We start from the raw sequence: 15,725 nt of genomic DNA on the forward strand, positions 1-15,725 counted from the left end.
ACGAGTTCTTCTTTTGAGAGGCTTTCTTTATTTCTTTCTGGTGCGCGAGGGGAAGCCGGCGTGCCTGAGGAGCCACGCCTCCTGTTGGCGATAGACGGGAGTCGATAGGACCATGCTGGTTGTGGGCATTCCGTAGGGGAGCAGACGTTCGATGAGGGGCTCCAGCTGATCGATGGAGGAGAGCCGAACTTTGATGAGAAAGGCTTCTCCGCCGGTGATGTGATGGCACTCCTGAACGGCGTCGATGGTGGGGAGGAACTTGAGGAAGGGACGGTAGTGGGTGTTGTCGCAGGTGAGGCGGATGAAGGCCATGACGGAGTAGCCGAAGGCTTTTTCGTCGAGCAGAGCACGGTATCCGAGGATGACCTTCGCGCTCTCGAGCTGATGGATTCGTTCGGCTACGGCGGAGGGCGAGAGACCTACCTTGCGGCCAAGCTCTGCGTAAGAAGTTCGGGCGTCTTCGGCAAGCATACGGACGATGTTGTGGTCGATGGGATCGAGATCATGAGCCATGGATATCGCCTCTCCGTTTTCGAAATTCAGAGCCAGAATTTGCAGTTTGTCTAAAGACTTGTTACGAGTGTATCGTGCGCTGATCATGCCGTGTTCGATTGATTCGACTTTTCCGGATCGCTTCTACCAATGTTTACTCTGATTATCGGGCAGTTTTCCGGTGACTTTGCATGGCTTAGCCAACCTCGCTCCTCTATGCTGCTTGGTATGGTTGAACTTACTGGAAGATCGTTGACAGTTGATGAGGTTGTTCGAGTTGCGCGGGTCCGGGAATCCGCTTTGATCGCGGGCACGGCGCTGGATGGCATGAAGATTTCACGCGGCAAGGTGGAGGAAGCGCTTCTGAGCCAAACTGCGGTCTATGCGTTGAACACGGGCGTGGGACTGCTGGCGAATGTTCGGCTTGAAGCCGATGGGATTGAGCAGATGCAGTTGAACCTGGTGCGCTCGCATTGTTGCGGAGTGGGAGAGCCGCTGCCGGAGGATGTTGTTCGGGCGATGATGCTGATCAGGGCAAATATTCTTGCGATGGGTCTGTCCGGGATTCGGCCGGTGGTTGCGGAGCGTTTGTGCGACCTGCTGAACTATGGCATCACTCCGGTTGTGCCGATGCGTGGAAGCGTTGGCGCGAGCGGAGACCTGGCTCCTCTTGCGCATATGGCGCTGGTGCTGATTGGTGAGGGCGAGGCATTTTTTGCCGGGGAGCGGCGACCGGCGGCGGAGTGCCTGCAACGAGTGGGACTGGAGCCGTTGAAGCTTCAGGCGAAGGAGGGGATCTCGCTGCTGAATGGAACGCAGGCGATGCTGGCGATCGGATGTCTGCAGCTGCATGACCTCGACGAATTGTTTCAGTCGGCACAGATTGCGGCGGCGCTGACGCTGCAGGCTCTGCGAGGCACGGCCGCGGCATATGATGAGCGGCTTCATGCGGCGCGTCCTCATCCGGGGCAGGTTCATAGCGCGGCTTCGCTTCGCGACCTGCTTGAGGGATCAACGCGGCACCGCTCGAGCACGAGCGTTCAGGATGCTTATTGTCTGCGATGCGTTCCGCAGGTTCACGGGGCGGTGTGGGACTCGCTACGTCAGGCGGAGCGGGTCTTCGCGATCGAATTGAACAGCGCGACGGATAATCCTCTGCTCTTTGAGGATGACTTTATCTCGGGCGGAAATTTTCATGGAGCGCCACTGGCGCTGGTACTGGATCAGCTTGCGATTGCTCTCTGCCAGTTGGCGGGCATCTCTGAGCGCCGAACGGAGCGGCTGATGAACCCTAGTCTGAACGAGGGGCTTCCTGCGTTTCTGGCTACGAAGCCAGGAATCGAGTCGGGACTGATGATGGCGCAGGTGACCTCTGCGGCACTGGTCGCGGAGATGCGGGTTCTGGCTACGCCGGCCTCTGCTTGCTCTATCCCGACCAGCGGTAACCAGGAAGACTTTGTGAGCATGGGAATGACCGCTGCGCTGAAGCTGATACAGTCTGTAACGCATTGCCGGGTGGTGCTGGCGATCGAATGGCTCACGGCGACGCGGGCGCTCGACCTCCGCGGCGATCGATCCGTGTCTCCGATGCTGGACGCAGCTCGCGGGGCATTTCGGCTCGAGTGTCCCGGGTGGGAGGGAGATCTGGTTTTGTCGGGAATCATGGCTGCGGCGGATGGATTTCTCGCGAGGGCCAACTGGGCGTCAACATTGAACACGCGAGAGGTCGTTCACGCATGAGCGCTTACACCCCCATTCGTGCACCGCGCGGAAACACACGCACTGCGCAGGGCTGGATCCAGGAAGCAGCCAAACGCATGCTGATGAACAATCTCGATCCGGAGGTGGCTGAGAAGCCGGAGGAGTTGATTGTCTATGGTGGACGTGGGAAGGCGGCGCGCAACTGGGAGGCCTACCATACGCTGGTTCACACGCTCGATCGTCTGAAAAACCATGAGACGATGCTGGTGCAGTCGGGGAAGGCTGTCGCGGTGCTGGAGACGCACCCGATGGCTCCGCGCGTGCTGATTGCGAATTCGAACCTGGTGCCGCATTGGGCTAACTGGAACGAATTCGACAAACTGGATCGCGCGGGCTTGATGATGTATGGGCAGATGACGGCTGGGTCGTGGATCTATATCGGGACGCAGGGGATCCTGCAAGGGACCTACGAGACCTTTCTGGGGGCGGCGCAGAAGTACTTCAACGGTTCGCTGAAGGGGACAATCACGCTGACTGCCGGACTGGGGGGCATGGGGGGAGCGCAACCGCTCGCGGTGAAGCTGGCGGGAGGCGTGAGTATTTGTGTTGAGATAGACAAGAGCCGGATTCAGCGTCGTATTGCAACCCGATACCTTGATGAGGTGGCGACGTCGCTGGAAGATGCGATTGCGCGGGCAACGGTGGCGCGCAAGGAGGGGCGTGCGGTTTCGATTGGTTTGCTTGGGAATGCAGCTGCTATCTTGCCGCAGATTGTGCGATCCGGTTTTGTGCCTGACATTGTTACAGATCAGACGAGCGCCCATGATCCGCTCTACGGCTACTGGCCGATTGCCAAAGAAGATGAAGACCTGACGGCAGAGCGCAGCCGGGAGCCGGAGCGCTATCTCGAGCGTGTGCGCGCCGATATCGCTCAGCATGTTCAGGCGATTCTGGAGCTTCAGCGCCGGGGTGCGATCTGTTTTGACTACGGGAATAATCTGCGGGCGCAGGCAAAGATCGGCGGCGTTAGCGATGCATTCGACTATCCGGGATTCGTTCCTGCGTTTATTCGTGATTCTTTTTGCGAAGGCCGGGGACCGTTCCGGTGGGTTGCTCTCTCGGGCGATCCGGCTGATATTGCGGCTACTGACTCGGCGTTGCTCAAACTTTTTCCTGATGATGCGCGGTTGAATCAATGGCTCCCCTGGGCGGGAGAGCATGTCGCGTACCAGGGATTGCCTGCGCGCATTTGCTGGTTAGGTTATCGGGAACGCGATAAGGCGGGTCTGCTGTTCAACCAGATGGTGCGAGATGGCAGGCTGAAGGCGCCGATTGTGATTGGTCGCGATCATCTGGATGCGGGCTCGGTTGCAAGTCCGTACCGTGAGACCGAGGCTATGCTCGATGGTTCGGATGCGGTTTCGGATTGGGCGTTGCTAAACTTTGCTACGGGGATCGCAAGCGGAGCGGGGTGGATGAGCTTTCATCATGGTGGGGGAGTCGGCATGGGATACAGTCAGCATGCCGGGTTGGTCGCTGTGGCAGACGGCAGCGAGGAGGCCGATCGGCGACTGCGACTCTGTCTCACCAACGATCCAGCGATGGGCGTGGTTCGTCATGCCGATGCGGGGTATAAGAAGGCTCACAGGGTCGCGGCTGAGCGTGGTCTCGATATGCCGAGTGCTCCAACAACAGATTCTGCCGGAGCGAAATGAGCGAGTTGCTTTTGACGGGGATCTCCCAGTTGGCTACTCCGCTTGGGCAAGGATCGAGGCGTGGGGCGGCGATGGGGCAACTACAGATTATTGAACGGGCGCGAGTTGTTATCGATGCGGGTGTAATTTCCTGGATTGGACCTGAGTATGAGTGGAGCGGAAATGCCGAGTCGGTAGTTGATCTGGGTGGTCGCGCAGTCGTTCCTGGACTTATCGATCCTCATACCCATGCGGTGTGGGGAGGTGATCGTCTCATCGACTTTGAGGCGCGAAGTGCCGGTGCGACCTACGAAGAGATTCTCGCGGCTGGCGGCGGGATCTGGCATACGATTCGTGAGACTGCTGAGAAAAGCAGCGAGGAGATGGCCGAGCTTGCGTTGCCTCGCATTCAAGCTCTCCAACGTTCTGGCGCTACGACTATCGAGGTGAAATCTGGTTATGGGTACACGCTCGAAGCGGAGTTGCGAATGCTTGAGGCTATCCGCTTACTACAGAAGCGGACGCTGAGTCGCCTGGTACCTACGTTGCTGATACACATTTGCCCGGAAGGGTTTACTGAACGACAAGCTTATCGCGAGATGGTTTGCAGCGAGCTGATACCGGAGGTTGCAGGACGTGGTCTTGCTTCCGCAGTGGACATCTTTGTTGAACGTCATGCCTGGAGCGCGGTGGATGCGAGGATTGTGCTCGCTTGCGCACAGGCAGCTGGTTTGAGCATCAAGCTGCATACGGAACAGTTTCAGCAGGTCGGTGGCCTAGAGTTGGGAGTAGAGATGGAAGCCCTGAGTGTCGATCATCTTGAGGTCTGTTCGCTGGCACAGTGTGAGTTGGTTGCGAGGTCGAAGACGATCGCAACGCTCCTGCCGGGGGTGAGCCTACACTTGGGCCTTCCCGCTGCGCCGGGTCGTGCGCTGATCGATGCCGGAGCTGCGGTGGCTATCGGGACCGACCTGAATCCAGGGTCCAGTCCGCTGTTCTCCACGGCAGCGGCGATGGCTCTGGCGGTGCGGTTGAATGGACTGACCGCGCCCGAGGCTTTGACCGCGTCCACTGCGAATGCTGCGGCGGCGCTTGGCCTGTCGAACCTTGGACGGCTGGAGGTTGGAATGCACGCAGATTTTCTTGTGCTTGAGAGTTCAGACTGGCGGGATCTGCCGTATACGCTTGGGCAAAATATGGTGCGTGAAGTCTGGGTCGCCGGACGAAAGCAGGCTGTATGAGCGTGTCTTACCAGCCGGATCTCGTTTATGTTGATGGACGCTTTCGCAGTGGTTATGAAGTTGTTGTAACCGACGCCGGAACGATCTTCTCCATTGGGCCGGTGAAGGCGGAGAAAGATGGTGGAGGCGCGAGTCTCTCCGACGTACGCCGCTTGCCGGGTCGTGCGCTGTTGCCGGGAATGATTGATATTCATTCGCACTCGTTTCAACGTGCGCTCCGAGGCAAGGCGGAGTCGAGGCGCAGGAGTGGACCTGACTTCTGGTCGTGGCGGAACATCATGTATCGGTGTGCGCTTGCACTGACACCGGAGGAGATCTACGACGTCGCTCGCATGGCGTTTCTTGAGATGACACTTGCGGGCATTACTACCGTTGGGGAGTTTCACTATCTCCACCGCACGCCGGCGGGCGAGGCTTATGCTGATCCGAACCTTTTGGCTAAGCAGGTGATTCGCGCTGCAGAAAGTGTTGGCATAAGAATCGCGTTGCTTCGCTGTGCCTATGTTCGTGCGGGTTTTGAGCTTCCCCCTGATTCTGGCCAGATCCGCTTTATCGAGCCTGACGTGGAGAGATTCCTGCACGATTCGGAGAGGTTGCGGAATGAGATTGCAGCGATGCGTCCGACCGTGAGTTTTGGCCTTGCGCCCCATAGTGTCCGAGCTGTTCCACGTCATTATCTTGAAGATATTTCAGCCTGGGCGCAGACGCATGCCATGCCGCTGCACATGCATGTTGCCGAACAACCTGCAGAGATTGGGGCTTGTGTCGCGGAGTATGGAACGACTCCTTTTGAGTTCCTGGATGGGCTCGGATTGATGACGCATGACTTTACTGCTATTCATGCGATTCATCTGCAGAGTGGCGAGATTGAGCGGATGGGACGCGGGAAGATTACGGTGGGGGCTTGTCCTACGACGGAGCGAAATCTCGGCGACGGGATTCTTGATGCGGATGCTTTGATTGATGCGGGCGTGTCGATTGCCTTTGGAACTGATAGCCACACTCAGACAGATGCGCTTGAAAATGCGCGGGAACTGGAATCGAACTTGCGTCTGCGACATCTGCAGCGCGCAGTCCTTGACGGCAGACAAGGTGAGGCGTTGCCGGTTCTTCTGTTCGACTTCGCGACGCGCGCTGGGGCGCGGTCGCTGCACGTCGAGGCTGGCTCGCTGGAGGTTGGAAAGGCTGCTGATTTCTTCACGGTAGATCTCTCCGAGGCTTCGATTGCGGGAAGCCTGCCGGACGAATTGCTGACGAATATTGTCTTCAGTATGTCTCCGAGAGCGATCCGGGATGTGGTCGTCGATGGTCGGGTCATCATCGACGATGGGCAACATGCGATGCAGGGTGAGATCGTGGACGCCTTTCGCAGCGTGCAGACGCGGCTGGGGACTGAGCTATGACTCGTCCGCAGACGCTGCTGCAGGAGTTGGTGGCGATTCCGAGTGTGTCCAGCATGAGCAATCGCCCGGTGGTGGAGTGGATTCAGAGATTTATTGAACCGCTTGGGTGGCATCATCGGCTGTTTTGCTACGACGATGCGGCGGGCGTGGAGAAGGTGAATCTTGTTGTCTCGCCACAGCCTATGGGAGATGGGCGGATCGAGGCGGAACTTGCTATCGTCTGTCACACCGACACAGTTCCCTTTGGTGCTGAGTGGCGGGAGGCGACGGAGCTGCGTGAGCGGGATGGGATGCTTCACGGTTGCGGCGCGTGCGATGTGAAGGGCTTTCTTGCTTGTATGCTCGCCGCAGCTTCATCGGTGAGTGCTCGCGAGATGAGCAAGCGGTTTTGTCTGGTGTTTACGGCGGACGAAGAGGTTGGTTGCCGGGGGGCTCGCTTTCTTCTCGAGGCTGATGCGATTCGTGCACGGTACGCAATCGTTGGGGAACCTACTTCGCTTACTCCTGCGCGTGCCGGGAAGGGCTACTGTCTTGCTTCGATCAAGGTAATCGGGCGAGCTGCACACAGTGCTTTTCCTGAGGCTGGACGGTCGGCCATCTTTGCTGCGGCGCGGTTGCTGCGAGAGATCGAGGCTCTGGCGCTGGAGTTGATGGTGGAGCGCAATGATGCTTTTTCTCCGCCGTGGACGACGTTGAACGTTGGGGAGATCCGCGGGGGGACAGCCAAGAATGTTGTTCCGGCTGAGTGCTCTTTTTTGCTGGAGTGGAGACCTATTTCTACTCAGCGGCCGGAGGTTGTTCTTGAGCGGCTGCGTGAGGTCGTTCGTCGCCTCAGTTCGGAGGAAAGCTGGGAAGGCTTCGAGGTGCAGATTGAGGCTCTAAGGATGGAAGGCGGCTTTGAGACTCGAATCGATAGCGCCGTGATTCAGGCGGTGTTGAAAGAGACAGACTCGAAGATCCAGACTATCTCTTTTGGTACGGAAGCGCCGTGGCTCGCGCGAATGGGCGCTGAGGCGGTGGTGATTGGGCCAGGGTCTATGCTGACGGCGCATAGTCCACGCGAATGTGTGCCGAGTGGGGAACTCGATGAGTGCGTTGCAATTTTGCGCAGGGCCATTGAGGAGCTTTGCAGCTAGCATTCGATTGGGGTGCATTCGTTCTATTTTGATCGATTCGTCGGATGTTTCCGAGCCAGGCGCGTGGCGAGTTAGTGGGCTGTCTGGACTAACGCAGGATGGGTCGTGGCTATGTTGGCGACGAGTTCGCCAAATAGCGAGTTGGCCCATGCGAACCAGCTTCTCGTGAACTTTGTGGCGTCGTTGCGATTGAAGCTTTCATGCATGAAGCCTGATCCGGCACTGGCTTGCTTCAGCATGGCGAGGGCCTGGTCGATCTCTTTCTCTGATTGGCTTGTGAGGGCGTAGATGGTGATGGCCATGGGCCAGATCATGTCTTTACCTTCGTGGGGTCCGCCGATTCCCTTGCCTGCAGTGCCTTGGAAGAACCAGGGATTGCGTTCGCTCCAGACGAAGCTGCGGGTGCGGGCGTAGAGGGCGGCGTCGGGTGAGCTGTGGATGTACGGAAGCGAGAGCAGACTCGGGACGTTGGCGTCGTCCATGAGCAGTTGGCTGCCGTAGCCGTCTACCTCGTAGGCCCAGATGGTGCCCTCTGCGGCCTGCGCCACGGCATGTTGTTGGAGCGCTTTCTTTACCTCGCCTGACAGTGAGTCTGCCTGATTGGCGAGAGTTGAGTCGTGCAGGATCTCGTTGGCCATCTGCGCGAGATAACCGAGCGCTGTGACGGCGAAGAGATTGGAGGGCACGAGGAACGGAAAGGTGCAGGCGTCATCCGATGGCCGAAAGCCGGATGCGATGAGGCCGACGGGCAGTACCGGAGCACCGTATCCGTCACCGGGCAAGGTTTCGGTGGGGGTCTTTGAGGTGCGTTGAAAGTGATAGGGGCCGGGGCCTTGCCTGCGCTGCTGAACGCGCATGGTCTCGACGACCAGCTTCATCGCGGCGTGCCAGGTTTTGTCGAAGGGAGAGGTGTCGCCGGTCGCGCGCCAGTACCCGTAGGAGAGACGGATCGGATAACAGAGGGAGTCGAGCTCCCACTTTCGCTCGCCGACTCCGCGCTTCATCTCGGTCGCATCGGTTCTGCTCCACTCGAGCGGAGGCGCGTCGAGGTTAGCCATGAAGGCATTCGCGTAGGGGTCGATGAGGATGCATCTGGCCTGTCTGCGGATGATGCCTTCGAGCATTCGACGCAGCTGTATGTCTTTGGCAGCGAGCGGGAGATACGGCCACACCTGCGCTGAGGAGTCGCGCAGCCACATCGCTGGGATATCCCCTGTGATGACTGCCGTATCCGGCTTGCCTTCGAAGGCACCGAACTCGACGGTCGTGTCGAGCGTGTTCGGATAACAGTTCTCAAACAGCCACGCCAGTTCGGGATCACCGATCCTGGTGCTCACGTCCGTAAGATAGGCCTCAACGGCTGCGCTGTGAAATTTCCTGTCCTGGATCGCGGGGCGTTTGGAGGTAAATGACGAAGGCATAGCGCCTGCGAACACGGTCGAAGGTTGCAGCACGGCAGCTGTTGCGGTTCCTGCTACCATTCGGAGCGCCTCTCGGCGGCTGATTCTGCCTTGTGTCATCTGGTGATCAAACGGTTTCGGATGTGAGGTTTTTGAACGTACCTCTTATTCTGGTTCTGGCGAAAACTCGGCCCTTATAGAGAATATTTCACAGAAATGACTTTTTGATCAAAGATTAGTCAATATTTTGATCGAATTATCTCACTGTTCAGTTTAGTCTACGTCAATAGAGTAAGTGTTACGAAGGGCAGGAAACCTGTCTGAGTGACTTTCCTCTTTGAGATTCAGTGTTCACACTCAGTATCTAGGGAGCATCAGTGATTTCCAGAAGAACATTCCTCGGCGGCGTCTCGGCTGTCTGTGCGGTGGGCGCGACTAAGACGAGCGCGTTCGGCAAAGTAATCCACGGATCTTCGAAGACTGATACTACCTTCGATGCGGCATCGCTGGTTGATATCAGGATTGGAACCGGCGGCCACGGGCATACGTTCCCTGGAGCAACGGTGCCTTTCGGTGCGGTCCAACTCAGTCCCGATACCTTCAATGATCAATGGGACTGGTGCTCGGGCTATCACATCTCCGACACGTCGATCATGGGCTTCAGCCATACTCACCTGAGCGGCACGGGCTGTGGCGATCTGCTCGACTTTCTTGTGATGCCCGGGACCGGCGAGTCGAAGATTGTTCCCGGTCCACGCAGTAATCCAGATGCAGGCTATCGCTCGCGATTTGACCACGCGGACGAACATGCCGAACCGGGTTACTACTCTGTTCTTCTGAAGGACTATGGAGTTCGCGCCGAACTGACGGCCACAGAGCGTACCGGACTGCATCGATACACCTTCCCTACTGGCGAGGGTGCTCCGAAGTCGGGCCATATCATCGTCGATCTTGAGCATAGCTACGCATACAACGGGCAGTCGGCCGTGGTCACGGCTTCGCTCCAACGTACCGCGCCTGACACGCTGGCGGGTGGGCGCACCACCAAGGCTTGGGGCGACGGACGGCAGATCTACTTCACGATGAAGTTCTCTCAGCAGCCGACTCGGGTTGTCTTCTATCAAGAGGGAGCTGAGGTTCCGGCCGGGACGCAGCCGCTGACAGGCAAGTCCTTGAAGTGCGTTCTGTTCTTTGACACGGCGAAGGATCCGGTGATTTTGGTGAAGACCGGGATATCGGGCGTCAGTGCGGAGTCTGCGGCGAACAACCTGAAGGTTGAGCTTCCGGGATGGGACTTTGAAAAGGTCCGTCGCAGCGCGCGGGAGAGGTGGAATCAGCAGCTCTCGCGGATCAAGATCAAGACTGAGAATGAGACCCATCGGCGGATTTTTTATGCTGCGCTGTACCACGCCTGCGTTGGACCTTCGCTCTTCGACGATGTCGATGGCCGCTACCGCGGGATGGATAAGCAGATTCACCAGCTTCGTGATGGGCAGCGAAACTATACTGCATTTTCATTGTGGGATACCTATCGCGCGGCTCATCCTCTTTACACGCTGATGTCGGCGGATCGCGTGCCTGACTTTGCGAATGCGCTGATCCGAATGGCCGAGGAGAGTCCTGCGGGAATGCCGGTGTGGCCGCTGCAGGGCTGCGAGACCGGGACGATGACCGGCTATCACTCTGCTGCTGTGATCGCGGAGGCATGCAACAAGGGCATTGCGGGTGTGGACTACGAACGCGCCTACAAAGTGATGATGAAACGCGCGATGGTGGATGATTATCGCGGACTTGGGTATTACCGATCAAAGGGTTATATCCCTTGCGACCTCGAGGAAGAATCTGTCAGCAAGACCTTCGAATATTGCTATGACGACTGGTCGATTGCACACGTCGCGAAGAAGCTTGGTCACTCGGACGATGCAACGATGCTGGTTGAGCGTTCGCGCAACTATCGCAACTACTACGACCGCTCGATGAACTTCGCGCGGCCCAAGCTGGCCAACGGTGAGTGGGCTGCGCCGTTTGATCCAATTGAGATGGGCACCTCCAAAAAGTGGCGCGACTTTACCGAGTCGAACTCCTGGCAGACTACGTTTGGGATTCAGCACGATGCCGCGGGATTGATTGAGATTCTTGGCGGACAGAAGCAGTTTCTCGAAAAGCTCGATGAGTTGTTCGATCAACCTTCGACTCTGCCTGCCGACGCTCCGCCAGATATCGCCGGGCTGGTGGGTCAATACGCGCATGGCAACGAACCGTCGCATCACATCGCCTATCTTTATGCCTACGCCGGCCAACCGCACAAGACACAAGCGCGCGTGCGCATGCTGATGGAGAAAATGTATGCCGCGCTTCCGGATGGCTTGCAGGGTAACGAAGACGTGGGCCAGATGTCGTCGTGGTACATCCTGAGTTCGTTGGGTTTTTATTCTGTTGATCCGGTCAGCGGCAACTACATCTTTGGCACACCCCTGTTCGATCAGGTCAGCGTGCAACTCGGCAACGGCAAGCAGCTTGAGATTATTGCGCACCGTCACTCGGCGGGCGATCAGTATATTCAGTCGATCAGCTTCAATGGAAAGCCGTACACGAAGTCCTGGTTCAATCATCGGGATATTGTGAATGGTGCCCGCATCGTCTTCGAGATGGGGGACAAACCGAACTTTGAGTTTGGGTCTCAACCCGCGGATGTGCCGCCTTCGTTGACTCTTGAGAGCGCCTAAACGCCCAAACTTATGATCTTGTTCCAGCTCATGTGAAAGGTCTTCATGACGAAGCTTCTGCTCTGCCTTCTATTAGTTGTGCCAACGGTCTTCGCGCAGACGAAGACACTGTTCTATATGACCGATCATCCGGATTCGGTTCGCGACTTTATGGAGCACCAGACCAAGATCGATATCATCGTTCCAACCTGGTATGGTGTGGATTCGAACGGAATGGTGTACGGTGAGCCGGATCCGAGCGTGATGCGCGTCGTAAAGCAGCGGCACATCTCACTGTTTCCTATCATCGCTATCTTTGATAAGGCCGGCGTTCATTCATTGCTTACCAGCGATCAGGCGCAGACGGCGTTGATTGCTTCGCTGATCTCTGAGTGCAAGCAGAATGGATACGATGGCTTTCAGCTCGACTTCGAGAATATCTCGTGGACCGATCGAGATGCTCTCTCGACTACGGTGAAGCGCATCGCCGATGCCATGCACCGAGAACATCTACAGTTGCAGATCGCGGTTGTTCCTAATGCGCCGGGACACCCGGGCCACAGCGCCTTCAGCAAGTGGATCTTCGCGGACTGGCGTGGTGTCTTCGATCTGAAGGCGCTTAGTGAGTCGGTGGATCTGATCTGCCTGATGACCTACGACCAGCACACGCGATGGACTACGCCTGGGCCGGTCGGGGGATGGGTGTGGATGAATGAGAATCTGGATTATGCACTGAAGGTCGTGCCCAGGGAGAAGCTATCGCTCGGTATTGCGCTCTACGGATATCACTGGTACGCCGGCGATCCAGGCCTGAACGAAAAAGAACAGAAGCCAAACATCACGGCGGATTACATCAGCGCTATTGATTCCCAGACCCTTCGTGATACTTACGACGGTCACGAGGAGTGGGACCCACAGGACCATAGTGCTTATTTTTTCTTTTATCGCGATCAGATGCGGGAGTGGATCTTCTACACCGAGAAACGTGGATTTGCTGACCGCTACAACCTAGCCAAGGAACGACATCTGCAGGGAATTTGTGCCTGGGTTCTCGGTCAGGAAGACAACGCTATTTGGAGCGTTCTGCCGGAGCGGCAATAGTTGAACTTAGGGTTCGGTTGCTGTAAGTGTTTCGACAGCGCTATAGCACGCCAGCAATACTCTCGGCTTTTCGGGCGCAGAGGGCTCTATGCGCCGGAAGAAGATCGAGGGCTTTAATTTGCTTCTCAGCTCCTGTTCTAGTTAACGGGAAGCTGAGCGGAGTTCCAACCGCCTCCAAGCGCCATCTGCAACTGAGTGCTTGCGACAATTCTCCGGGAGACTAGAGAGGCAGCAGCTCTTTCATCTGTCAATTCGATCGTCTGATTCGTCAGCACTTCCAGGTAGGGAGCGAGACCACGCTTGTAGCGAAGCGTGGAGAGTTCCGTGCTCTTTTTTGCTGCGTCTACGGCTCTGGCCTGGACCGATGCCTCTTGTTCCAACACTCGTAGCGCGGAGAGCTGGTCTTCTACATCGCGAAAGGCAGATAGCACCTGCTCGCGATAGAGAGCGGTGGCCTGCTCGCGTTGCGCAATTGCAAGGTCCATTTGAGCTCTTCTGCGACCAGCATCGAATAGAATCTCGTTGGCGGAGGGGCCAGCGTTCCATTGCGTGCTGTCTGAGTTAAAGAGCTTGCTGATTGTGGAGCTCTGCACGCCGCCGCCTGCACCAAGAAAGATGGTGGGATAATAAGCGGACTTCGCAACGCCGATCAGAGCATTCGCCGAGGCGACCCGACGTTCTGCGGCTGCAATGTCCGGGCGCCGCTGCAGCAGCTCCGATGGAACGCCGGTGGGGATAGCGGGCGGATCTCCAATGATCGGACGCTCGGCGATGTGAAAACCTGTTGCGGGTTCCCCTATCAGAACAGCGATTGCGTGTTCGAACTGTTCGCGCTGCACTCCAATATCGATGAGCTGAGCCCGAGTCTCTTCCAACTGCGCCTTCGCCTGCTGGACATCACTATCCGAACTTAGTCCACCCTTCAGGCGGTCTTCCGTAAGCTGAAGTGCCTCGGTATAGGCATCGATCGTCGATCGCAGAAGTTGTAGCTGAAGGTCAAGTCCTCGGATCTGAAAGAAAGTGACAGCGAGTAGTCCCTGGAGGCTGAGCTGAGTGTTGGCGAGATCCGCAGATGTGGCCTGTGCATTGGCTGCGCTCGACTCAATCTGTCTGCGAATACCGCCCCATAGATCCGGCTCCCACGAGATGCTCAGCGGAATGAGAAAGTCCCAGTAGGTTGCGGCCGTGTTCACCGGTCTCAAAGGAGCGTTGTTTGAGATGCGATTGCGGGATGCGCCGGCGCCTACCGATACGGTGGGGTAGAGCGAGGAACGATTTTCGCGAACAAGATCATGGGCCTGATCGTAGGCCTGGAGAGCGGCGGCAATGTTCTGGTTAGCGGTCGCACAACGCTGCTCCAGACTGTTTAGCTCATTGTCCTGATAGACGGCCCACCACATTCCTCGATCTGTGCCATCGGCTGGCTTGGCCGAGGACCAGTCGCCGTTGTGGCCGTCGTCGGTGTACGCGGGGGGAGCCGGCATGGATGGAACCTTGTAGTTCGGTCCAACTTTGCATCCGCCCAGCGCCAAGGCGCCAAGCAGCGCTCCTGCAAGCGATAAGCTGCGGACTTTCATCGCTTCCCCTCCGCCGCCTGACTCTGATTGTTGCTGTTATTGACGACTCGAACTTCTTCTCCGTCGATGAGCGAATCGGGCGGGTTGCCGATGATGGATTCGCCGGGCTTGAGGCCAGCTAAAATTTCGACAGTCGTTCCGTAGTCACGACCTGGCGTTACGCGCGCCATGTGAACGTGATGATTTGCATCCACGGTCGCAACACGCAATCCGTCCGGTTCCAGAATCATCGCACTTACCGGGACTATAAGAGCGGGTGCGTCGCTCGACACACTTAGATGCACCTCTGTGTAGCTGCCCGGAAGGAGCTCACCCGAGCGATTGTCCACATCCACCTCAGCCAAAAGGGTTCGCGTTGCAGGATCAACGGCGTCGGACGAACGCACCAGCTTGCCTTGAAAGGTGCGACCAGGGTATTGCGGGAGAGTCAACTTCGCGATCGTTCCATTCTTTGCGTCAGGCGAATAAATCTGCGGGACATTGATAAACACACGGAGGGTGCGGACGGCGGATATGTCGAAGATCTCTTTATTTCCCGAAACTGTCCCAGCTCCCGCCGTCGTGGTGCTGCCGGTAGCTGAGATGAGCTGCCCTGTATCGATGTTGCGAGCGGTGATCACACCATCGAAGGGCGCCACGATACGTTCGAAAGATACGAGCTCCTCCAATCGCTGCACGTTTGCTTCTGAGGAAGCTACCTGCGTGTTCCTCGCCTCCAATGCCTGGACGGCGTTGTCTGTGTCCTGCTGAGAGACTGCGTTGCGACCGATCAAGTCGTTGTAACGATCCGCCGTTACCTTCGCGATGCCAGCGTTGCTCTTTGCTGTAGCGAGATCTGCCTTCGCGGAGGCGAGTTCTTGATCGAGCTCAGGAGTTTCAATCACGGCAAGTAACTCGCCTTTGCGCACAGGCGTTCCAATGTCGTGATACCAGGCCTTTACATAGCCGGTTGTTCGCGCGTAGATCGGCGCCAGTGTAAAGGCCTGAATGTTGCCTGGAAGCACGATCTCGCGGGCATTTTGCTGCATCACCGGTTGCTCCAACGTCACGGGAGGGGCAGAAGTATTGTCGGTGTACTTCGTCAATTCGGCGCTTGCATGTTTGCGCGTGATGATGCCAAAGACTGCCACGACCACCGCTACCACCAGCGCAATCACGACAATGGATAGCAAGGATCCGCGCGAAACCTTCGGCGGCTCGTGGCTTGTCTGCTGAGAGTCGCGCCGGGCCGGTTGTTCTTCACCTACGCCTCGGTCTCGATTTACTTCTGATGTC

Annotated in this window: 11 protein-coding genes; 7 read left to right on the top strand and 4 right to left on the bottom strand. The window is 57.4% G+C overall.

Features of this window, described 5'->3' with window-relative positions:
* Positions 1-27: 27 nt before the first annotated feature.
* Positions 28-513, bottom strand: coding sequence for an Lrp/AsnC family transcriptional regulator (locus HDF12_RS18375; protein ID WP_179585718.1), 486 nt, complete (start codon positions 511-513; stop codon positions 28-30).
* Positions 514-720: 207 nt separating this feature from the next.
* Here HDF12_RS18375 and hutH point away from each other — a divergent pair, with 207 nt between their 5' ends.
* From hutH to argE, 5 genes are read left to right on the top strand one after another with little or no spacing between them, the layout of a single operon-like run.
* Positions 721-2,232 carry a histidine ammonia-lyase gene (gene hutH, locus HDF12_RS18380; protein ID WP_179587099.1) on the top strand — a complete coding sequence of 504 codons (1,512 nt, stop codon included), beginning with the start codon at positions 721-723 and terminating at the stop codon, positions 2,230-2,232.
* Positions 2,229-3,908: a urocanate hydratase gene (gene hutU / locus HDF12_RS18385; RefSeq protein WP_179585720.1), complete on the top strand. Its 1,680-nt coding sequence runs from the start codon at positions 2,229-2,231 to the stop codon at positions 3,906-3,908. Before hutH ends, hutU begins: the two co-directional genes overlap by 4 nt.
* Positions 3,905-5,128 carry an imidazolonepropionase gene (gene hutI, locus HDF12_RS18390; protein WP_179585722.1) on the top strand — a complete coding sequence of 408 codons (1,224 nt, stop codon included), beginning with the start codon at positions 3,905-3,907 and terminating at the stop codon, positions 5,126-5,128. Before hutU ends, hutI begins: the two co-directional genes overlap by 4 nt.
* A complete protein-coding gene (locus HDF12_RS18395) occupies positions 5,125-6,531 on the top strand; it encodes a formimidoylglutamate deiminase (RefSeq protein WP_179585724.1) in 1,407 nt (468 codons plus the stop codon). Before hutI ends, HDF12_RS18395 begins: the two co-directional genes overlap by 4 nt.
* Entirely contained in the window at positions 6,528-7,667 is a 1,140-nt protein-coding gene (gene argE, locus HDF12_RS18400) for an acetylornithine deacetylase (RefSeq protein ID WP_179585726.1), read from the top strand. The genes HDF12_RS18395 and argE overlap by 4 nt, the downstream gene beginning before the upstream one ends.
* Before the next feature lie 71 nt (positions 7,668-7,738).
* Here the strand turns inward: argE and HDF12_RS18405 are convergent, their stop codons facing one another.
* Positions 7,739-9,148, bottom strand: a complete 1,410-nt coding sequence (locus tag HDF12_RS18405; protein ID WP_257025725.1) for a glycoside hydrolase family 125 protein — start codon at positions 9,146-9,148, stop codon at positions 7,739-7,741.
* A 296-nt stretch (positions 9,149-9,444) separates the two neighbouring features.
* Between HDF12_RS18405 and HDF12_RS18410 the strand changes: the two genes are divergently transcribed.
* Both HDF12_RS18410 and HDF12_RS18415 read left to right on the top strand, forming a co-directional pair.
* Positions 9,445-11,793 (top strand): GH92 family glycosyl hydrolase, encoded by a 2,349-nt coding sequence (locus HDF12_RS18410; protein WP_179585731.1) that lies wholly within the window; start codon positions 9,445-9,447, stop codon positions 11,791-11,793.
* A gap of 45 nt (positions 11,794-11,838) precedes the next feature.
* Positions 11,839-12,873, top strand: a complete 1,035-nt coding sequence (locus HDF12_RS18415; RefSeq protein ID WP_179585733.1) for a glycosyl hydrolase family 18 protein — start codon at positions 11,839-11,841, stop codon at positions 12,871-12,873.
* 137 nt (positions 12,874-13,010) lie between these two features.
* Here HDF12_RS18415 and HDF12_RS18420 read toward each other — a convergent pair whose 3' ends face one another.
* Both HDF12_RS18420 and HDF12_RS18425 read right to left on the bottom strand, forming a co-directional pair.
* On the bottom strand, positions 13,011-14,450 hold the full coding sequence (locus HDF12_RS18420) for an efflux transporter outer membrane subunit (protein WP_179585735.1): 1,440 nt from the start codon (positions 14,448-14,450) through the stop codon (positions 13,011-13,013).
* Complete coding sequence (locus HDF12_RS18425; RefSeq protein WP_257025726.1) at positions 14,447-15,622, bottom strand: efflux RND transporter periplasmic adaptor subunit; 1,176 nt, start codon at positions 15,620-15,622, stop codon at positions 14,447-14,449. Before HDF12_RS18425 ends, HDF12_RS18420 begins: the two co-directional genes overlap by 4 nt.
* Between the last annotated feature and the right edge of the window lie 103 nt (positions 15,623-15,725).

The sequence above is a fragment of the Tunturiibacter gelidiferens genome, assembly GCF_013410115.1.
Taxonomy (GTDB): Bacteria; Acidobacteriota; Terriglobia; order Terriglobales; family Acidobacteriaceae; genus Edaphobacter; species Edaphobacter gelidiferens.

Excerpts from the sequence above, each read along its gene's own strand:
- HDF12_RS18420 (WP_179585735.1), bottom strand. The coding sequence starts at position 14,450 with ATGAAAGTCCGCAGCTTATCGCTTGCAGGAGCGCTGCTTGGCGCCTTG.
- HDF12_RS18375 (WP_179585718.1), bottom strand. The coding sequence starts at position 513 with ATGGCTCATGATCTCGATCCCATCGACCACAACATCGTCCGTATGCTT.
- argE (WP_179585726.1), top strand. The coding sequence starts at position 6,528 with ATGACTCGTCCGCAGACGCTGCTGCAGGAGTTGGTGGCGATTCCGAGT.
- HDF12_RS18405 (WP_257025725.1), bottom strand. The coding sequence starts at position 9,148 with ATGGTAGCAGGAACCGCAACAGCTGCCGTGCTGCAACCTTCGACCGTG.
- HDF12_RS18395 (WP_179585724.1), top strand. The coding sequence starts at position 5,125 with ATGAGCGTGTCTTACCAGCCGGATCTCGTTTATGTTGATGGACGCTTT.
- HDF12_RS18415 (WP_179585733.1), top strand. The coding sequence starts at position 11,839 with ATGACGAAGCTTCTGCTCTGCCTTCTATTAGTTGTGCCAACGGTCTTC.
- hutI (WP_179585722.1), top strand. The coding sequence starts at position 3,905 with ATGAGCGAGTTGCTTTTGACGGGGATCTCCCAGTTGGCTACTCCGCTT.
- hutH (WP_179587099.1), top strand. The coding sequence starts at position 721 with ATGGTTGAACTTACTGGAAGATCGTTGACAGTTGATGAGGTTGTTCGA.
- hutU (WP_179585720.1), top strand. The coding sequence starts at position 2,229 with ATGAGCGCTTACACCCCCATTCGTGCACCGCGCGGAAACACACGCACT.